A 21,790-nucleotide genomic window follows, 5' to 3' on the forward strand; every position below is an offset into this window, starting at 1 on the left:
AAATTATCGTAATATCTTCTCTAACTTAAGTTTTTGAAATTCCTCTTTGGCTTTTTGCTTATCACAGTTTTGTCCTAAGTGGATTGCTTTTATTCTGAAGCTTCCATATTTGCTAATAAAAGGTAGTTCTATAAATGCAACGTCACCTGCTTCTTGATGAACTGTGAAATTAAAATCATAGTCATCCGTATGCTCCTTTATAAGGAAACGGGTTTCATTCTCGATGTCATATGAACTTGGTAAATAGAAACCGCCTATTTTAGAAATCTTAGAAAGGGCAAATTGTCTATTGTATTTGCTCATAAAGTGGCTTTCGAGTGCCTTTAAAAGCAAAGTGTGGTTTGGGGTAGAAGTATATTTATAGTAAATATCACGAAAATCAATATGCTGGCTTTGTACTTCGAACTCTAGCTTAACTCCCTTGCTACAGTCTGCAAACACTTCCCACATACTGTCCTCTTGTAGATTATTCAAAGTACTTTTTTTCGCTAAAGATAAGGAGTAGGTTTGCTTCATTATATGCTTCTCATAGAGGTCGCCGTTTGGTGCATAGGATTTTCTGTATCCATCTATATTGTGATCATTATAGAAAGTTCGAAACTCATCAAAGTCGTAATTCTTGATTAAATTATACAATCTAAACTTTTCAGATGTTAGAATTTTAATAGCAGAATCAAGCTTTGTGAAGTGATAGAACTCTGAGATCTGTGGTCTAGGATAATAATAGTCAAAAATTATTTCAGAAAGCTTTGGAGCATATTCAACTATCATCTCTCTTGTTACAATATCACAGTTTAGAATCATTCTATTGCCAAAATGAGTTCTGCCAAACATTACATCATGTTTGGTTATCTTTCTTGAGATTCCATACTGCTGAAAGATTTGATGTATTTCATCAACTACACTATCTAATTTCTTATTTAGAGCTTCTGTTTTGTTTTGTATATCGAACTCTTTTTTAATTAGCTCTATGTATTGATCTGGAATTTCTGTCATGGAATAAAATTACTGTAAAGCCTATGCTTCCAAATTATAAAGTATTATGATGGTATTAGTGTCGCAGTTTAAAATATAGAATGATGTTACAGGGATCAGTATTACAGCGTAGTGTAAGCATTAGTAAACAGCTTCCTCATCAACCTGCACTCGTACTTTGCCTGAAAGCAAATCAGACATCAAGCCTTTCTTAATTTGTTGAATCTTGTGTCTATGATCCATTTCCTCTTCCAGAAGCTTATCTGCTCTTTCTAATCTTGACGCTATTAGTTCTTGCTCCTTTCTATCTTTAGGAGTTGGAAACTTTATTTTCCTAATGTCTGATAAGACTAGACGTTTAAGAGCACTTCCACTTTGAAGCTGATACAGTTGTACATCAAAATAACTTGTCTTGAATAGATAGCCTAAATATGTAGAATTGATGTGCTCGTAAGGGGTAAGTATTGCAATAGAAGACAGCAGTACTACTTGTTCATCATCATTGAAAACAATAACTCTACCTATCGTACCATCCTTGGACAGTAAGACATCTCCCTTTTTAGGAGAACAGTTCTGCCTAGCGAGCTCTTGAAAATCTTTCTGACTAATTTTGGTCATACCCTCATAGTCAAAACCATAATCAGTCATATCCTTAACGTTACCGATCCTGTAGCCATAGTCTAAAGGCTTTGGGCTGAAATGAGCTCCATCGGTGACTTTAGAACATAATGTTTGAACAGCATCAATATCCCACTCCTTCGGAATCATGCCCAGCGGAGAAGGTTTGTATAGTTCAGGAGCATCTTGGAAGCGGGGGCGGAGTTTGGCTGTGGCCACGTCTATACCTCGGGCGAAGAGGTCTTGCATAAGCCCTTGTTTGATGGCTTTATACTTCTTAATGGTAGCCTCAGTCTTCTTAATTTGACCATCTACCGTCCTCAGAATTCTGGTTATTTTCTTCTGCTCATTATAGGGTGGAATAACAATACCTATAGTTGAGAAGACATCGTTCATCAACTTTGGGTTTCCTATGTATGATACATACCTTTTCGCTATTGTAGACAAAAGATATGCGAAGTAACCATAGTGTATTTTATTAGATTCTTTAGCTGTTAATACTCCACAAACATTAGTGCAATTGTACTTCCCGTCTCTGTAAAAAACAGTTCCTGCATAGGCGCCGTCAGTCGTCCATGTAATTTTCTCCCCCTCAAAATCATAGGTATCTATTTTGCCCATCTCACCGTTATTCGCCGACTGAGATGAATAAACCGGATATACTCCAGGATTTTTGGAGACCTCTTCTTGACTGATAACTCTGCCTCTGCCAAGTATAAAATAATCAGCTACAGTACCATATTCCCAACCTTCAGGAATAAAGCTGATTCCAGACTTCTGTAATTGCTTTTTAACTTTATTCATACCCCAACTCCACTAAGAATTCCTGTAAAATAGCCTGTTCTTCTTCTCTGCTGCTCAAAAGCTCCTTCAAGTTCACCTGGTATTTCTCAAACAGGTTCTCCAGCTGAGCCAGCACGTCCATCTGGTTCTGCTTCAGGTGCGTTTGTAAGCCTGACCATAAAGCATTTTGCCACCGTTGTAGTATCAGCGCTTCAGCATCGGTAGGCGTTATTTTCTGGCGGGCCACCTCTACCAGCTCGTCTTTCTTTTTTTCCATCGTGCTGATGTCGGTTTTCAGCTTCTTCAGCTCTTTTGTCAGGTCTTCGTGCTTCGCTACTAGCGCTCTTATACTATTGTCGGTTTTGGCTTTTGCCTTTAGTTCTTTAAGCACCTCTTTTGGCAAGGCACCGCTTTCGCTGTTTTCCCAGTCGTAGTCTTCGCCTTCGGCTTCTTCCAGAGCGGCTTCTATTTCGGCAATGCGAGCTTTATATTGCTCTATCTTCTCCAACTGCTCCGGAAACTGCGAGGCCAGTATGTCGGCACCTGGTATAAGCTCCGGGCCCCAACCGCTGGCCGCCACCGATTTCAGGTCGCTGTTCAGGTCGCTCCAGAAGCCGGCAAAAGCACCGCGTAACTGCGAGTCGCTCAGCATCGGCAAAGGCTGGAAGAACTCCACCAGCGACGTATAGCCCTGCTGCTTTACCTCGTGCAGCGGCTTACCGTTTGGCAATTGCTGCAGCTCCTGCTGGTATTGGCTCCACCACAGGCCAAACATGCTGTTGTACTGCTGCAGCACCTCGGCTACGCCTGTATGCGCCTCTACCAGCGGCTTTATGCTTTCCTTCTCGCTTATGTGCGGGTGGAACTGCAGGTACTCTGGTTTCAGGTCGCAGAGCAAGTCTTCTTTAAGTCCCTTGTAGTGCGCCATACCGTTCTGTTGCAGCGCCTCCACCTCGCTGGCAGGTATACCGCCATTCAGGTGCGCGTGCACGTCGTGTGGCTCCGGGGCAGGAGAGTTGTCCACGTAGCGGCGGATGTTCAAGTTAAAGTCCTCCTGCGCCAGCTCCAGATGCGAAACCAGCCGTGCGTATTTCTCCACTTGCTGTCGGGTGTGGTACACGTAGCTGATCTTCTCAATATCTTCAGGGCGCAGCTTGTTCTGGTTCTTGCCCTCTTTGTATTCTTTGTCGGCGTTGATGAACAGCACCTCTTTGCGGTCGGTAGCGTTCTGCTTGTTTACCACCAGCACGCAGGCAGGTATACCGGTGCCGTAGAATAGTCCCGGTGGCAGTCCGATCACCGCCTCCAGCAGTCCACTTTGTACCAACCAGGTACGGCAGGCTTTCTCCTCACCGCCCCTGAACAGTACACCGTGCGGCATCACTACCGCCATGCGGCCCGTAGTTTTGAGTGTGCTTACCATGTGCTGCACAAACATAAAGTCGCCTTTCTTGCCACTCTCAGGCATCCAGTACTTAAAGCGGTCTTTGTGCAACATCTCCTTTGAGGTGTAGTTCTGGCTGAACGGAGGGTTAGCGATCACGCGGTCGTAGCGGCGCAGCTCTCCGTTCTCTTGCAGGTGCTGCGGGTTCTTTAGGGTGTCTTCGTTGCGGATGTCGGCAGAGTAGAAGCCGTGCAACAGCATGTTCATGCGGCAGAGCGCCCAGGTTGTGCCGTTGAGCTCCTGCCCGTACAGCGCCAGGTCGCGGGTATTACCGCCCATCTCTTCCACAAAGTTCTTGCTCTGGATCAGCATACCACCCGAGCCTACCGTAGGGTCGTAAATGCTCATGCCCTGTGCCGGCTCCAGAATGGTTACCAGCAGGCGCACCACTTCGGCAGGCGTATAGAATTCGCCACCCTTCTTGCCCGCGCTGTCAGCAAAGTACTTGATCAGGTATTCGTAGGCAGCGCCCAGCAGGTCCGGGAACTCAAAGTCAGAATCCTTCAGCGGGATGTTCTCGAAGTGCTGGATAAACTCCACCAGCTTTGCATCGTCCATCGCCTTCTGACCGATCTTCTTGTTGTAGTTAATGCCTTTCAGCACGTCCTGCAGGGTGTTTGGGTTGGCGTCCTCAATGGCAGCCAGGGCTTTATTGAGTGATGTGCCCACGTCCTTCTTCAGGTGGCGGATGTTCTTCCAGAGCGATTGCTCCGGTATGTAGAAGTTATACTTGTTGGGGTTATCGAGCTGCTTCTGTATCAGCTCTTCGCTCCAGCCTTTCGCCTCGTACTCTTTCTTCAGGTTGGCTCTGTCCTCCTCAAACTTGTCAGACAAACGCTTCAGGAACAACATCCCGAAGATATGCTCCTTAAACTCAGAGGCATCCATGTTGCCTCGCAGAATGTCGCAAGCCTTAAGCAGGAGGGACTCTAATCTGGGTAGGGTAAGTTTATGTTTGGTCATTTTACATTCACGCTTTATAGCGTGAATGTACAGGAAATATAGGTGAATTAATAGTTGATATTTTTATAGTTTGTTGTATTATGTAGTGGCCTTAGCATAAAACTGATTTAGACATGTTAGGGTTTTTCTGATGTCTCAACCTAAATAGTAAATCATCAATTTGCTCTAGTTTTGATTGTATAAATTCAATGTTTTGATCTTTATTTATAAGGCTCTTAGATGGATGGGCTACTGAATTTCTTAGTTTATTCATTGAATACAGTTCTTCCCATTCTTCATTTGAAGTATACCCTAAAATAAGGTGAAGATTAAATTCTTTAATTATTTCAAAAAATTGCCTAAAGTATAAGCTTTCCGTTATACTATTTTCATAATCTTCGGATAGTAGCTTATTATAATTTTTTACTAATGATCTGATTTTATTATCATATTTAGCTTTCTCTTTTAAGTTTTCTAGTAGCACTCCTTCTTCTATATTATCCTGAATAAATTCACTTAATGTTCTTTCTAACTCGCACACCAGACTAAAAATATATACTTGTGCGCTCCTGGTGTTTAAATTACTCAGAGAGACCAAGCCTGAAACTTTTCCATTTAGGGTTAAAAAAAAGTGGCTTTTGGACATATAGCCAAACTTGAATATGAGTTCTTTTATACTTGTATCTAGCGTGATAGTGTCTTTATATGTAATGATTTCGCGAGTAGCAGCACTGTAGTCATTTAGTGATACCGATCTAAAGTACTCATATGCCTGACCATCAGATGAAATTATTGGGAGAATATTGAACCTGTTCTCCTGCATGATAGTGAGATAATTGTTACCATCAATTTCACTATCTTTTATTGCTACCCATTTATTTTTGCTAACACCTATCGTTGCAGCGGTGATGTTTGGATTTATTACGTCGTGATAGTAAAGTTCTTCAATCATAGCTTTATCTGTATAATTAAGTATCAATCTCTTAGTTGGAAACCATTGTTGTTAGAAAGCCATCAATATTACATTCTTCCAGATAGGCTTTTGCTTCACTCCATAGATCAGCTATATATTGTTTTCTAAAAGAAGGGTCTGCTATTAGTAAGGTTCTCTTATCAGAGAATGCTTCAAAATTTACAGGTTTACTAAAATACTTTTTTGCAACCCATCGTTCGTCTTTTCTTTCGATAGTCGATTTACACATTAATGCCAGTTGGTCGTACTCAGAACTGCTGCTTTTATGTCTGTCTTTGCCGTTGCCCAGCACAGTTATACCGCAGTATATGTTTCTAATACCTCGTCTGATGTACAAGCAGATTATATCATCCTTATGATGCGCTAACTCAATCATAATTCCGAACCAAGGGTTACGGTTTCTATTTTTATGAATTACACTATTCAGCTTTTGTGCATCAAACTTCTCATTCGGGAGTATACTGAAGCCGTCATTGCTAATCTCAGCTTCGAGTTCATTCCAAAAGTCCCACTCCGTGTACCATTTAATGTGCTTCCAGTTCTTTACTATTTTAGAAGCTTTTAAAATGTTATCGTTTTCTGAAAGCAATTCTTTTATCTCAATTCGTTCTTCTGCAGGCATAGAGTTACCAGTAAGTTCTTCAATTAATTTTTTGTATTGGACGATAGTTTCTCTAAGAGTGGGCTTTGTAGAAACCTCCTTTAGGCATGAATCCAGCCAAGGGAGAATCTCATTGCCATAGGAACATAGAAAGAGTTTTTTATAAAGTTTAGGATCAGTCTTTAACGCACCAAGACTGAAGTCACTCGGCTCCTTTCCATCCAATGTGAGGTAAATAATCTTGATTTCCTGTGCACCTTCAGCTTCCATAATCTCATGATACCTGTCAAGCTGTCTCTTCTGATCTCTGGCCCAGATCTTATTCTCAATAATTATCGCCTTTATGCCACTTCTTATTAGGATGTCAATGTCGTTGTATTCCTTGTGTACTCGTGCATTTGGGTATTGAGTTACTGTCAAATTAAACAGTTCGAGAAAGCTTTTTAGGAAGGTGTCACCTAGTCTATGGCTACCTGTCGGATTAAGTAATTCTGCAATGAATCTCGAGTGAATCCGTACTTCATCAGTTTTACTCCTGAGTATGCCGAAAATATTAAAATCATCCTGCTCGCGCAGCTTTTTATATTTGAAATCTATTACTCCAATTTTATCTAGAAGTGTTTGCATGTAAATCAGCTTGTTTTCGTATCCCATAAAATTACAATATAAATTATGGCATATATAGTATAATATCAAAGTAATAGAAGATGAAAGAAGATAGCTTGTCAACGAAAGACATGTTGCTAAACATCGGCTCCATGAGAAATAAAGCCCATAGCCTAATCGGAAACGGAAAGAGATATGAGGACCTTCTAAAATGTATACTTGCAAGAGACTTTTATCATGACGAAGATATTCCGGTGCCTTCACTAAAAGAACTAAGTGAGGCGAGCGGGGTAAAGTATGGGAAAGTAAGGAAGCTTATAGAGGCCATATACGATGACCTTGTGATGAATTATGAGGCACGCCCGGTGTTTACCTTTCATAAATTCCGTTATGAACTCTTGATTAGAGGGTATAGTAAAAACAAGTTCTTAAGCATGGAGGTTGATCAGTTGCCTATCATGCCCAGAGTAGGGGAGGAGATTTCCTTACCATTCTTCTCGGCGTACCTGGAGACATCCCACTTCTTTGTCGAAAAGATAAGCTATGAGCTTGAAGAAGAGGTGCAAGTGGTTCAAATATGGCTACAGGCAGGATACTACAACTCCTATTGGCATTACAGGAAGGATAAAGCTAAAGAAGAGCATGAGCTTGGTTTGATGGACTTTTTCCGTCTGGATGAGTTTGAGTTAAAAGAGAAGCTGAAAGTTGGGTTGTATAGGTAAAGCCTTAAGCCGCCTGACTTCTATTTAATAGAATTAACCTATTTTAGCTCTTACGAAGAAAGAACCGTTATGAGGTCATATACCCAATCATATACTTATTAAGCTTTAGCGGAATCAGCCGGATTGGGTGTTACAAGTTGTAACAAAAAGTAATAAACAATTATAACAGATGTGTGGCAGGTATTCCGTAACCATTACGGTAAAAGATAAGAACAACAAAGCTTCCCGTATAGCACGATTGCTGGAGAAGTTGAAGATGGATTCGTACTACAATGCCGCACCTTCCCAGCTGTTACCGGTTGTAACAGGGGATGAGCCGGAGAAAGCACAGCTCTTTTCCTGGGGATTGTTGCCGCATTGGGCTAAAGACAATAACTACAGAAATAAGGCAGTCAATGCTCGTGCGGAAACGCTTTTGGATAAGCCAAGCTTCCGGGAATTGATCAACCGCAGGCGCTGCCTTGTTCCGGCAGACGGATTTTACGAATGGCGGAAAACAGCTGGCGGAAAAATACCTTACCGCTTCCTCCTTAAGAGCGAAGAACTGTTCACTTTTGCCGGACTTTGGGATGAGTGGACGGACACCGAAACAGGTGAAGCACAGCAAACTTTCACTATCATTACTACGGAAGCAAACGAGCTTGTAAAGCCGACACACAACCGGATGCCGGTAATCCTTACGCCGGAAAAAGAAGAGGCTTGGCTTGATGTAACAAAAAGCAACAACTTGTTACAGGAACTCTTGCAGCCCTTTCCGGCAGAAGAGATGAAGTCTTATGTGGATTCTCCGCTAGTTTATTCTATAGCTAACAGTACACCTGCTGTTTTAGCTCAAGTGCCGGAACAGGGTAGTTTGTTTTAGAAGTGTTACAAGTTGTAACATGTTTTGTCTAATAACGGCACCTGAGTAAGTAGAGTGTAAGACGTAGAAGCAAAGTCTAAGCACTGTGCTCCTACGTCTATCAAAGTAACTTTTTACTGCTTTGCTGTTACATTAGAGTTGTTAAACTCCACCACATCAGCAGTAACTGTACATGTCACAGTTCTATAAAGCAGCCCTACATAAAGTGATGACTTATAACTTACAGTTACGTTTGCCAGAGCTTGGTTCGCGCTTAAAGGATTAGAAGCCAACATTTGCTGCTTTGCGTTAGCTACCAAGGATTCCTTTGCCATGCCGCCAATTCCGAAGACATAAGTAGCTGTTGACTCGCCTTTGATGCTTTGCTTAGCATAGGAGAAATTAGCTGAGTTTAGTGATGCGGAGCTAGCCATATCACCACTGTGAAATGCAGCGCAGCTGGAGAACGTTACAGCAATAAGCAACGCACCGAATGATTTTAACAGTTTGTTCATTTTGTGTTATGTTATTTGATTTGTTAATGATTCAAAGTTACACCAATAATATTTTATATTATATTTTTAATATATATCATTTTACATATTTCTATTCCGTGTACATAAGTTGTTGTGTTATAAGACTATTCAAAAGAAGTAAAAAATGAATATCTGCTCCAGCCAAGCTTTTAGAGCAAAAAGAGGCGCTAAAGCAAGCAACCCAAGAGACTAAATCAACAGCAGAAGCAGCTTTACAAGCTACAGTTCTTTTCGTGGGGCCGCCAGCCATTTTGGGCGAAAGCGCTAATCAATTCCTTGAGTGGCAGATAACAGGGCAAGATAAAGTGACTTACCGCATCATGTTAAAGAATGAAGAGCTGTTTATTTTTGCGGAGCTTTGGAATGGATGGGCGGGTAAAAGCTCAAGCGAGTGCTGCACAAGTTCATTATCATCAAGACAGAGGCCAGTGTCGTGGTGAAGTCAGCGCACAACCGGATGCCGGTGATCCTTAACCGTAAAAGGAGGAGGCTTGGCTGCATGTAACAAAAAGTAGCAACTTGTTACAGGAATTCCTGCAGCCTTTTCCGGTAGCAGCAATGAGTTCTTATGCGGTTTCTCCGCTAGTTAACTCTATAGCTAACAGTAAGCCTACTGTGTTAGCTGAGAAACCGGAGCAAGGTAGTCTGTTTGATAAGTGTTACAAGTTGTAAAGCTGTATACAAAAGTATACTTATCATCTAAACAACTTCACCGCTATGCTTCTGTTACTTCAAGAAGCATATCCTTTAGTTTGATAGAAGTAGTGGCTTTAATTAAAGATGTCATTTATTTCTTTATTTGCAGATCTCCCATTCAACAAATTATCAAAGTTTTGAAGCATCTCTTTATCACTAAATTCTATAAAAGTATCGTAGCTGCTATTGTATGGCTTTATCATTAACTCAAATGAACCGTCTTCAAAGCCTTTGAACAACAACACTATTTCAGAAGTAAACTGATCTACGTAACCATGAAATTTGTACAGTTCTTTATCCATGACTTTAAAGCGACAGATTTCTTTTTCAAAGGCTTTCTGATGCAATTCATTTAAGCTGCCCCATTCAAGTGCCTTTTTAGTTCCTTGTTTAAGAGTTACTAGTGCACCTGGTCCTAATCTGTAAGCCTTATCAAGGCTCAACTCATCGCCAAAAGTCTTATTATAGGTTTCTATATAAGTATCTGTTCCGTTGATAGAAACGCTAATTTTCGCTTGTGAATGGGCGAATTGTACTTGAAGTAATAATATAATTGTTATAATCAATGCTTTTAAGTCCATGATGTCACTCTTAATTTATTGACAATAAGTTTTTTATCAATGAGCTAGGTTAAATTCGTAGTTATTTAATCCTTTAGGGCAACATATCATAGTTACCAAATCCACTGCGGACAGATAATCTTGTTGCGGTTATTTAGCTTAAAGCCAATCACTATCTCATGGCTGTTGGCGCTTACCCGGTTCAGGTCTGAGGTTGCAAAGTCGTAGGAGTAACTCACATCTGCATAGTACCCCAAGTGCACACCTGCCATAATAGAGGCTGCATCTTTGTGACGGTAAGATACGCCCGCCCAGAGACGCTCCGCATATATTCCTTTGGCGTTTACATCCACAGTTGTTAAACCGCCTTCTCCCATTTTTGCCAGAACTGAAGGTATCACATCCAGCTCACGGTTTACCTTAATTCTGTAGCCGGCTGTAGCATAAAAGTGTGGTTGCAGCGACGCTCGCGGACTGTTCTTCACCTCTATATCGCCCCTGCTTTTCACCAGCTGAAGCCCCGAGGCCCCCACATAAAAATCACGTCCGTAAAACCAGAGCCCCACGCCAAGGTCCAGTTTGTTCATGTTGCCGATGTCACCTGAAAGATAAGGGTCATCTGGGGTACTCATGTCCAGCTCATTTCTGTTCAACCTATACTGCACCAAACCTGCAGAAAAACCGCTGGAAAAGTACATGTCTCTGGCAACAGGCAAGTGGAAGGCATAGCTCGCATTGATAGAAGATACAGTCAACAATCCGGACCGGTCAAACTGCGCAACGGCACCCACCCCGTGATGCGGCTGTGCGTAAAAGCGGTTGTTTTTGTTGGCCTTTGTTCTGAATTTGCCCGCGTCGTGCATTTTAGATTTTGAGGACGGGGCATTTCTATCGTTTTTATTCAGAGATGTATGGATGCTGGAGTAAAAGGTGATCGGAGCGCCCTCTAATCCTACCCACTGGCTACGAAAACCAAGCCTTAAATCCGTATAGCTCTCGATACCGCCTACCGCCGGGTTAAGGAGATAGTTGTTTTGCACATACTGGGTAAACTGTGGCCGCTGTTGCCCCATTGCTGTTAAGCACACGCAGCAAAAAATAATAATAGTGGTAAAAAACTTCATGTGCCGTTATTTAATAAGTGTAACACTACCTGAAACCGGTTTCTCCCCGCCCATACCTAAGTCAATCACATAGTAGTAAGCAGCCATTGGAAGCGGCTTCCCATTGTGGGTTCCATCCCACGGAACCTTATATCCATAGGACTCATACACGAGTGCTCCCCAACGCGTGAACACTTTTACATGGCAGTCAGGATAAGACTCAATATTTCTGATCTCCCACCAGTCGTTGATGTTGTCCCCGTTCACGGTGATGGCGTTTGTCGGGTCGATGCGAGGCAGCACAGTAACCGTTACTTCATCGGTATAAGTACAGCCTGCCTTTGTCGTCACTGTCAAAGTATAGGTTGTCGTTTCCTGCGGAGTAGCCACCGGATTGGCAATATTCGGGTTAGACAGACCGGTAGCAGGTGACCATTGGTAAGTTTCCCCACCCTTGCCGTGCAGGCCTGTATTTTGACCTTTGATGATGATAACATCCTGACCCGCGTCAGCAGTAGAAGCGAGAACTTCCGCCGTTACTTTCACCCTGCTGGCACTGGCGCAGCCGAAGCTGTTAACCGTCTGCACATAGAAATCAGTAGAAGTCATCAGAACATCGGTCGTATAGGTGCTACCTCTGTGCAGCATCACACCGTCTGTCGGTTGGTCATACCACTCAAATACTACACCTGCAACCGGTGATGAGGCCTTTAAAGTGGCCGTTTCCCCAGGACAGATGGTTGCTCCTGTTCCGGAAGGTGGCGCCGGCAAGGGATCCACCGTGATGGCGATTGCCGCACTCACACTGTTCTGACATGGAAGGGACGACACCACACGTCTGAACCAGGTAGTGCGGCTAAGTGGTCCCGGTTGGTAGGTGGCAGTGTTGTTTACACCTGAAGCTGCCGTAAAGCCAGCTGTGGCGCTGGTAATGCTTTGCTCCCACAGGTAAACGTAAGTGCCGCTGCCGCCTGTAGGCAAGGTGCCTTGCAGCGAAGCCGGTGTAACGCCTGCGCAAATGCGCTGCGGAGAGCCTACTGTGTTGTTGGCTATCGGCATGTTAACCGTTACTTTCACAACGTTGCTAACCACTTCAGAGCATGGTGCTGATGACACGATGCGCCTGAACCAGGTGGTGGAAGTCAAGGTGCCTGGATCATAATCTACTCCATTGTTGATTCCCCTTGCAGGGGCAAAGTTCATATTATCTGTGCTAGCCTCCCACAGGTAAGTATAAGAGCCGCTGCCGCCTGAAGGCACAGTGCCTGTGAGTGCGCCTGCCGGAGAACCGACACAAACGGTTTGATCGGTACTGATGCTGTTTCCGGTTACCTGAGGAAGCACTGTAATCTGAACAGCAACAGAGACATGCACACAGCCTCCGGAATACACCGCCCTGCGGAACCAGGTAGTCGTTGTTATTTGCTCCGGAGCATATGTAAACTCATTGTTTGTACCGTCCGCCGGTACAAAGCCGGTATTTGGCCCTTTGGTACTGCTCTCCCACACATAGCGATACTCACCATCGCCGCCCGTTGGCTTTGTACCGGTTAACGGTGCCGGGGTCACGCCCATGCACACAGCCTGCGCCAGACCGACTTTGTTATTTGCGATTGGCGGGTTCACAGAAATCTTAACAGCATTGCTATAGCTCGGAGGGCAAGGACCGGCCGTAACCATACGCCTGAACCAGGTAGTCTGCGTAAGTGCTCCCGGATCATAACTTTCCTGGTTGTTTACACCTACCGCTGCCACAAAACCTGAGTTAGGCCCTTTGGTGCTGCTCTGCCATTCATAAGTGTAGTTCCCGTTACCGCCTTTTGGTTCTGATCCGGACAGACCGATCGGTGTACCACCCATGCAGACAGCCTGGTCCTCAGAAATCAGATTGTCTGAGATCGGCTGGTTGACTGTTATTTTTACTGCTGAAGTTACAGAGGTACAATTACCAGACATCACTACTCTTCTGTACCAGGTGTCCTGCGTCAGGCTGGTGGCTTGGTACGTCTGCACGTTGTTTTTACCTGGTGCCGCTTCGTAAACTACCCCGTCCTGGCTGTACTCCCACAGATATGCGTAAACTCCGTCACCACCCTTAGGCACAGAGCCTGCAAACAAGGCCGGTACATCGCCTGAACAAATCACTTGGTTGCCGCTGATTGTGTTTTCCGTAATTACAGGATTTACCGTAACCCTGATGACATTGCTCACTAGTGCCGGACAAGGCGCGGACAGTACTGTTCTCCGGAACCAGGTTGTTTGGGTAAGGGCACTTGCCTGGTACTGATCTCCGTTGTTCATGCCCGAAGCTGGCTTAAAGCCACTGGTCGCACTCTCGGTACTGTACTCCCACAGGTAAACATAAGCTCCACTACCGCCTGTCGGTGATGAACCTGTTAAAGCAGTGGGTGCGGTACCGGCGCAGATAATTTGGTCTCCTGTAATAGCATTGTCTGCAATTGCTTCGTTTACCATGATTTTAACAACAGCGCTGACATGTTCCTCACAGGGCCCTGAGATTACCCGCCTTCTGTACCAGGATGTTTGGGTAAGGGTGCTTGGGGAATAGTGCTGGCCATTACTCGTCCCCGTTGCCTGTGTAAAGCCGTCTGTGGCGCTTAAAGTGCTTACTTCCCACACATAAGTATAAGTGCCATTGCCGCCAGTCGGCAGGCTACCGTTTAGCGTTGCCGCATCACTGCCCTTACATACAATCTGGTCTGCAGAGATAGCATTATTGCTAATCTTCTCATTCACCTTCACCTCTATGGCCGAAGACAAATCAGCGCATCCGCCAGATTGAACAACACGTCTGTACCAGGTAGTTTTGGTAAGCGGTCCCGGCTCATAGCCTTGTTTGCTATTATCTCCCGGCGCCGCTGTAAAAATACCGGTTGGACCGTTTGTGCTTATCTCCCAGCGATAGGAGTATGTGCCGTCGCCCCCGGTTGGCGCTGTACCGCTTAGTGCCGCCGGTACTGTACCCGTGCATATTGTCTGTGGAGAGCTGATGCTGTTGTTGGCGATCACACCGTTCACGATGATCTGCACCGGTTCTGATATGCTCTCACATCCTCCTGATAAAACCCTGCGCCTGTACCAGGTCTCCTGCGTCAAGGCCGTAGTCTGGTAGTCGCGTGAGTTGTTGACTCCCGTGGCTGGCACATAGGTCACGTTGTCAGCGCTCTGCTCCCACAGGTACACATAGACACCGTTACCGCCTGTAGGAGTGGAACCTACAAGGTCAGCCGGTTTCTCCCCCGTGCAGATAGCTTGGCTTTCTGTAACACTGTTGCCTGCCAGCAGAGGATTCACCTTTACAGTAACAGGAGTTCGTGGACTGGCACACCCTTTTGCATCCGTCACCTGCACGTAATAGGTGGTGGTGCTATGAAGGGCAGGTGTTTTGAAACTGGTTCCGGTATGCAGTGTGTTTTCACTAGTGACTTCCTCATACCAGGTATAGATGCCGCCGTTGTCTGTTACTATCAATGTGGCCATGTCGCCCTTGCAAATTTCCTGACCTGCTGCCGTAGGAGCCAAAGGTAGCGGGTTCACCGTCACTTTAATGGCAGATGACACGACTTCGCAACCGCCGGACTTTACAATACGCCTGTACCAGGTGGTAGCAGTTAGTGCTCCCGCAGCATAGTCCTTGCCATCGTTAGCGCCCGGGGCATTCACGAATCCTGCGGAGGCGGATGTTGTGCTCACCTGCCAGGTATACCTGTAATCTCCGTCACCCCCCGCAGGAGTAGAGCCGACAAACGCTGTCGGGATACTGCCATAGCAGATCTCCTGTTCCTGTCCGATAGTGTTGTTGGTCAGGGAAGGGTTGGCGGTAACCAACACCACGTTGCTCTCGCTTTGCTGGCATACCCCCGAAGTCACCACTCGTTTAAAATAAGTGCTCTCCGCTAGTGCCGGAGGAGCATAACCAGGTCCTGTGTTTGCTCCGGGTGCCGCTGTAAACGTGACGTTGTCAGTACTCCAGAGCCAGGTGTAGGTGTAGCTCCCAGAGCCATTGGTTGGCGTAGAGCCTGTCAGGGCACTCGGTATTGCTCCTGCACAAATCACCTGTTCCTGCCCGATGGTATTGTTTGCAATAGGCTGCTCCACTTTAACCGTAACCGCGGTGCGGGTAGCGCTGGCGCAGCCGTCTTTCACGGCCTGCACATAAAAGGTAGTGGTTGCTGTGAGATTATCTGTTTTGTAAGACTCTCCGGTAAATAAGGCCGTTCCGCCGACAGCATCTGCATACCATTCGAAAGCATCTGCAGCACCGGAGGCCATGAGCGTGGCGGTACTGCCGGCGCAGATGGTCTGCCCGCTGGCTGTCGGTGCGGAAGGAAGTGCTTTTACCGTTACCTTGATAGCGTCAGAAAGCAAGAAACAGGCTCCTGAAAAGGCCTTACGGCGGAACCAGGTTGTTTGCGTTAAAGCGCCTGGGCTGTAGCTAATACCTGTGTTGGCGCCTGCGGCTGCGGCAAACCCGCTTGTGGCGGAGGTAGTGCTGCTTTCCCACACATAAGTGAAGGAGCCTGTACCGTTTCCGCCCTCCGGCTCAGGACCTGTGAGCTCTGCCGGTATCGTGTTGTAGCATATCTCCTGTGACGAAGAGATGGAATTCATCGTGATTACCGGCGTTACCGCAATCTCAATTGCGGGGCTAAAGTCTGACGCACAGACGCCAGAAGTAACTTTTCTGCGGAACCAGGTCGTCTGTGTGAGCGCTGCAGGCGCATAGGTTGCACCGTTGTTTATACCTGTAGTTGCGGTAAATCCTTCGGTAGCGGAGGTCGTGCTGCTCTCCCATAGGAAGGAGTAGGTTCCAGCCCCCGCTCCCCCTGTCGGTACCGTTCCGGTGAGGGCGGTTGGCACCGAGCCTGCGCAAATGCTCTGAGCGGAAGCGACGGTGTTATTGCCTATAGGAACCTCTACTGTTATTTTGATCAGGTTGCTGAAAACGCTGCAGCTGCCGGAGGTGACTTTTCTGCGGAACCAGGTGGTTTGGGTTAGCGCCTCAGGGGAATAGTCTTGCCCGTTGACAGCTCCTGGAGCCGTTGAGAAGCTGTTGCCGTCTGTGCTTTGTTCCCATGTGTAGGCAAAGGCGCCATTACCTCCTTGCGGCAAACTTCCCGTAAGCTTTTGTGGCAATGAGCCGCTGCAAACAGTCTGAGCCGCAGAAATGGCATTGTTGGCAATGGTTGCTGTTACCGTTATTTTAACTTCGTTACTGTAACTCGGCTCACAACTTCCTGATGTCACTTTCCTGCGGAACCAAGTATCTGCGGTTAGTGCCCCCGGAGTATAATCCTTCTGGCTGTTAGCACCTGCGGCTGATGAGAAGGTAGCACCGTCGGCGCTGCTTTCCCAGAGGTAAGTGAAGCTCCCGCTACCATCCCCGCCTGTCGGAGTTGAGCCTGGCAGGCCTGTCGCGGTGCCTCCAAGGCAAATCTCCTGCGCTCCTGAAATGGTGTTGCCGGCCACTGGATTATCCACCGTCACCGTTACCGCCGTTCTTGTGCTGCTCGCGCAGTCATTCTGGATGGATTCGGCATAAAACGTAGTGGTGGTTGACAGGGGATCTGTTGTGAAGGTACTGCCTGTTTCCAGCACAGAACCTCCAGTTGGAGTAGCGTACCAGTTATAGGTGGTGGCTGTTCCCATGGCTGTTAGAGTAGCCGTTGAGCCCGCACAGATTCGTTTCGGAGATACAGACGGAGCCGCCGGCAAAGGTTTTACAGTAATCGCTATGGCATTTGAAGTACCTGAGCAAGCCCCCGAGTTGACAACCCTTCTGTACCAGGTGTTTTGGGTATGCGCTGCAGTAGGCGAATAATCCTTCGAGGTGTTAGTACCTGCCGCTGGGCTGAAGCCATTCGTAGCAGATACGGTACTGCTTTCCCATCGGTAGCTGAAATTGCCGGCACCGTCACCTCCTGTAGGCGTTGACCCCACAAGCGCTCCCGGAATACTACCGCTACAGATAGACTGCTCCGTATAGATAGTGTTGTCTGCGATTGGTTCAGAGACCGTAACCTTGACAGGGTTACTGTAGTCTGGGGCACACATGCCGCCGCTTACCTTCCTTCTGAACCAAGTAGTTACCTCAATGGCACCTGGGCTGTAATGCTGAGTATTAATTGTTCCTGATGCGGCAGTATAGGTTGTACCATCGGTACTACTCTCCCAGCTATATGTGTAGGCTCCACTACCACCTGATGGTATGCTACCAGTAAGCTGAGCGGCACTTGTCCCTTTACAGATTGTCTGATCCGCTGTAATTGTGTTGCTGCCTAAGTTTTTCTCTACCGTAACCTTCACTGCTTCGCTGTTGACGGTACAGCTTCCCGAGGTTACATCGCGCCGGAACCAGGTGGTTTCTGTCAGTACTCCGGGGGTGTACTCCCGCTCAGTAGCGTTCGCCATAGGGGTGAAGGTTGTTCCGTTTGTGCTGAAAGACCACGCATACGCAAAGGTGCCTGTGCCGCCGCTTGGTTCGGCCCCGGATATTTTTGCGGGTGTAGTCCCCTCGCAAATTGTTTGTTCACCCGTGATAGTATTTGCTGTAATCGCCGGCGTGATATTGATCTCCACCACGTTACTTTCGCTGTTGGCGCACTGCCCTGAGATAACTACTCTTCGGAACCAAGTTGTCTGCGTCAGGGTACCTGGGCTATAGGTGCTTCCTGTATTTGTGCCTGAAGCAGCAGAGAATCCCGCTGTGGCAGAGGTGGTACTGCTTTCCCAGCGATACGTGTAGGTGCCGCTGCCTCCAGACGGATTACTTCCTGTCAGGGTGGCAGCCGGCATTCCCTTGCATAGGCTTTGCTGTCCGCTAACGATGTTGTTGGTGATTGGCTGCTGTACTGTAACGGTAACGTTTGTCCTGGTGGCGCTTGTACAGCCATTTACCATTGTCTCCACATAGTAACTCGTGGTGGCGTTAAGCACTGGTGTGGTAAAAACATTGGTGTTCTCAGCTACTTTGTAGCCGCCGGCATCATACCAGGTATAGCTGCCGCCTGGAGCGGTGGCCGTAAGCGACGCGGTATTGCCCTTGCAGATTGTCGGGTTCGCGACTGTAGGAGCAACAGGGGCCGTTTTAACTGCTATCTCTACAGCAGCAGACTGGCTGATACAACCTCCTGACAGGACTTCGCGGTAATACCATGTCTTGACAGACACTGCACCGGGCGCATAATCCTTTTCCGTGGCTCCGGAAACCAAGGTAAAGCCAGTAGAGGCGCTGGTGGTGCTTTTATACCACCTGTACGTGTAGCCATCATTGCCGCCTACAGGCGCAGCCCCCACAATGGTTGCTGCGACTGCCCCTGCACAAATATCTTGATTGGCGCTAAGCGTGTTGTTGCTGATCACAGGGTTAACCTTCACGGTTACGGCTGTTCGGGCTGGGCTCGCGCAGTTGCTGCTATTGACCGCCTCCACGTAATAAGTTTTCGTAGTGGAAAGCTGCGGAGTAGGAAAACTGTTGGCTGTTGCCAAAGGAAAGCCTCCCGAGGCAACATCATACCACTTGTAGGTAATGCCAGTGACTACAGGCGCAACCAATGTAGCGGAGCTCCCTGTACAGATTTCTGTGCCTGCGACGGTAGGTGCACCCGGTCTTGCAATTGTAGTGATTTCTACCGGGGCACTAATGTCTTGTATACATTCACCTGACTTCACGATTCTCCTGAACCAAGTCTTCTGCGTAAGCACGCCTGGGCTGTAGTCTTTCTCGTTGTTTATTCCGATTGCGTTAACAAAAGAAGTACCGTTGGTGCTGCTTTGCCAGGTGTAAGCATAATTCCCGTCTCCTCCGGTAGGGGTAGAGCCTGTCAAAGTGGGAGCGGTTGAATTTTCGCAGATACTGGCAGATGACCCGATGATATTGTTTGCCACCGGCTCGGTCACAGTTAAGGTAACCGGGGTACGGGAGGCGCTGATACAGTTCTGCGCACTAACCGCCTCGACATAATAGGTGGTTGTTGTATTGGCTGGATTTACTGTTAAAGCTGTTCCAGTATAGATAGCCGTACCGCCCGTTGCGGCTGTGTACCACTTATAGGTTGGGCCGCTGCCTGAGACCGTAAGCGTAGCGCTGCTGCCCTTGCAAACAGTTACCGGCGTGACACTAGGGGCAGCAGGAAGTTCATTTATAGTGATGATTTGGCTCTCAGGGGTCGAGATTCCACACTCGTTCGTCGCCTGCACAGTAACCGTATAGGTGCCTGCTACAGGAAAATTGATCTCCGGATACTGTGAAGAGCTGCTTGTACCGCCTACAAATGTCGCTCCTCCGCCCACAGACCAGGTGTAAGCGCTGATGGTTCCATTCTTTGCGTTGTAGGCTGGGGTATGGCTGGTATTGACAGTACTGAATTTAATTGTCTGCGGACCACAGTAGGTCTTGTCAGATGGCAGCTGGACGATTGGTTTTTCTTTGACAATGATGCTCTTGGTGGCTGTGCTAGTGCCGCAGGAGTTCGTGGCAACAAGTGTGATGGTGTAGTTGCCTGCCTGCGTGAAGCTGAATACAGGATTGGTGCTGGTTAACGAGCCATTTGTTAATGTATAGCCGCTGTTGGGACTTACCGACCATGTATAGCTCAAGTTCTCCCCAACAGAGGTATTGGTTGGAGTAACAGTTAGATTGGCACACCCTTCTCCGCTGGCAGGATTAGTGGTAAATGCTGCCTGTGGTGGAGCAATAACTTTGATTTCCTTTACTATTTCATCTGACCCGCACCCACTCGTAGCCGTCAGCTTTACTTTATATGTGCCTGTGGCTGTGAATTTGAGACTAATGTTTTCTGAAGTAGAGTTGCCTGTCTGCCATCCCCAGCCTGTTGCTGGCTCAATCTCCCATTTATAGTCAGTTACTGATACACAGTTATTCCCAACTATTGTGTTTCCCCTGATTGTTGTATTGGTGAATGATATAATATCTTGAGGGCAGTAAGAAATCTTTAGAGGTGAAGAACTATAATTCGCTTTAGGTTTAGACCCAATTTTAATAGAACTAACTGTAACAGTTGTTTCCCCACAAGGATTTTCTGCCCTTGCTGTTAATGTAAATGCATTCTTTGTATTACCGCATGAGCTTTTATTGAATTCATGGGTAAGGCTTGCTGGTATGTTATCCTGTGTAAATTCGTAAGCAGGCGTACCATCATCAAACTGGAAAGTATATTTTGTAGCTGGCGTGTTACCTGATACATCACTAATTGGAAAAGTATAGGCCTGAGGGGTACACCCTACAGTGTTGCCTGGCTGCCCTACAGTAAGGCTTGGATTACTTCCGATATATGCAGGATAAGTTTTCCGTGATACGCACCCATTAGAACCCGTAACAGTTAGGACGATGTTGAAAGCACCTAATTGAGTATATGTATGGGATGCAGTAGTAAAGTTTGCGCCAAATGATTCTACAGAGGTCCCATCTCCCCAATCAATGGAGTAGCCGCTATTATTTGCTGATGTTGTGGATTGGTTACTAACATTAAATGTATAATTAACAGTAGAAGCATTTTCAGAGCATCTTACAAACGGAGTTTGCCATGAGCTTACATCCGTATCTTTTAACTCAGCACTTGGTGCCTCCTTTACTCTTACTACTCTAGCAATAGAACTTGAACATCCCTTATCTGATGTTACAGTAAGCCTAACTGAAAAATCTTTTGTGCCTGAACCTACAACGTTAAATTTGTGAGCAGGAGAATGTGAATTCACTATAGGGCTGCCATCTCCAAAATCCCAGCTATAGCTAAGACCGCTTCCTGTCGAGTTATTTGTGAATTTGATTGAAGTCCCTGAACAAGCCTCATCATTGGTGAATGAAAAATCAACTGCTGGTTTAGGGTTGACAGTAACAGTTACTGCCTCCGAAGGCGCTGTTGAACCAGTACAATCGGCAACTCCATTAGCCTCTACAGTATAACTGCCACTTTCGGATACGTTATAAAAATCATTCGGCCCCTCATAAACTATGTTGCCCCCTTTCTTCCATATATATGCTGTGCCCTTTAAACTTGATGTTAACTTGATACTACTTCCTTCGCACACCTCTAAAGGTCCTGCTGGTGTAATAACGGGTTTACAATTAGGGTCTGCCGCAAATACATTCAACGAAAATCCTGAAAAGTCTCTGGTAAGCGCAAAAACTGAAAAGAGAGATAGAAAGGCAAGGGTAATGGACAGAACAATTCTGTTCCGGAGTAAACGTATTCCCATAGAATGGTTAAACTAAGTTTGTTTTCTTAGGCAATAGCAGGCAGGTCGTGTTTTGGTACGTCCATTCGAATATTCACCTATTGTTATATTTCGGATGCGAATTTAAATATAATCGGTTGATTAATATATAACAATGAAAAAATATGTAACA

The 21,790-nt window shown here is 46.1% G+C and carries 11 protein-coding genes; 2 read left to right on the forward strand and 9 right to left on the reverse strand.

Going from position 1 to position 21,790, the window contains the following annotated elements; genetic code table 11:
* Positions 1–3: 3 nt before the first annotated feature.
* The 5 genes from Q1A23_RS00815 to Q1A23_RS00835 all read right to left on the reverse strand — a co-directional run bounded on the left by Q1A23_RS00815 (position 4) and on the right by Q1A23_RS00835 (position 6,990).
* A complete protein-coding gene (locus Q1A23_RS00815) occupies positions 4–996 on the reverse strand; it encodes a hypothetical protein (protein WP_299818087.1) in 993 nt (330 codons plus the stop codon).
* 120 nt (positions 997–1,116) lie between these two features.
* The gene (locus tag Q1A23_RS00820; RefSeq protein ID WP_299818090.1) at positions 1,117–2,397 is read right to left on the reverse strand and encodes a restriction endonuclease subunit S; all 1,281 of its coding nucleotides are present in this window, start codon (positions 2,395–2,397) and stop codon (positions 1,117–1,119) included.
* On the reverse strand, positions 2,390–4,783 hold the full coding sequence (locus tag Q1A23_RS00825; RefSeq protein ID WP_299818092.1) for a class I SAM-dependent DNA methyltransferase: 2,394 nt from the start codon (positions 4,781–4,783) through the stop codon (positions 2,390–2,392). The genes Q1A23_RS00820 and Q1A23_RS00825 overlap by 8 nt, the downstream gene beginning before the upstream one ends.
* Before the next feature lie 91 nt (positions 4,784–4,874).
* Positions 4,875–5,714, reverse strand: coding sequence for a hypothetical protein (locus tag Q1A23_RS00830; RefSeq protein ID WP_299818095.1), 840 nt, complete (start codon positions 5,712–5,714; stop codon positions 4,875–4,877).
* A 31-nt stretch (positions 5,715–5,745) separates the two neighbouring features.
* Positions 5,746–6,990 carry a PD-(D/E)XK nuclease family protein gene (locus Q1A23_RS00835; RefSeq protein WP_299818097.1) on the reverse strand — a complete coding sequence of 415 codons (1,245 nt, stop codon included), beginning with the start codon at positions 6,988–6,990 and terminating at the stop codon, positions 5,746–5,748.
* A 53-nt stretch (positions 6,991–7,043) separates the two neighbouring features.
* On the opposite strand from Q1A23_RS00835, the gene Q1A23_RS00840 reads away from it, so the two are divergent.
* Together Q1A23_RS00840 and Q1A23_RS00845 are read left to right on the forward strand one after the other, a co-directional pair.
* Positions 7,044–7,664: a hypothetical protein gene (locus tag Q1A23_RS00840; RefSeq protein WP_299818098.1), complete on the forward strand. Its 621-nt coding sequence runs from the start codon at positions 7,044–7,046 to the stop codon at positions 7,662–7,664.
* A 169-nt stretch (positions 7,665–7,833) separates the two neighbouring features.
* On the forward strand, positions 7,834–8,526 hold the full coding sequence (locus Q1A23_RS00845) for an SOS response-associated peptidase (RefSeq protein WP_299818100.1): 693 nt from the start codon (positions 7,834–7,836) through the stop codon (positions 8,524–8,526).
* A gap of 113 nt (positions 8,527–8,639) precedes the next feature.
* Here the strand turns inward: Q1A23_RS00845 and Q1A23_RS00850 are convergent, their stop codons facing one another.
* The 4 genes from Q1A23_RS00850 to Q1A23_RS00865 form a co-directional block, all read right to left on the reverse strand.
* Entirely contained in the window at positions 8,640–9,020 is a 381-nt protein-coding gene (locus Q1A23_RS00850) for a DUF6567 family protein (protein ID WP_299818103.1), read from the reverse strand.
* Positions 9,021–9,811: 791 nt separating this feature from the next.
* Complete coding sequence (locus Q1A23_RS00855) at positions 9,812–10,318, reverse strand: hypothetical protein (RefSeq protein ID WP_299818106.1); 507 nt, start codon at positions 10,316–10,318, stop codon at positions 9,812–9,814.
* Positions 10,319–10,410: 92 nt separating this feature from the next.
* The gene (locus Q1A23_RS00860) at positions 10,411–11,421 is read right to left on the reverse strand and encodes a type IX secretion system membrane protein PorP/SprF (protein WP_299818109.1); all 1,011 of its coding nucleotides are present in this window, start codon (positions 11,419–11,421) and stop codon (positions 10,411–10,413) included.
* A gap of 6 nt (positions 11,422–11,427) precedes the next feature.
* A complete protein-coding gene (locus tag Q1A23_RS00865; RefSeq protein WP_299818112.1) occupies positions 11,428–21,639 on the reverse strand; it encodes a PKD domain-containing protein in 10,212 nt (3,403 codons plus the stop codon).
* Positions 21,640–21,790: the final 151 nt, after the last annotated feature.

This window comes from uncultured Pontibacter sp., from assembly GCF_947492645.1.
Taxonomy (GTDB): domain Bacteria; phylum Bacteroidota; class Bacteroidia; order Cytophagales; family Hymenobacteraceae; genus Pontibacter.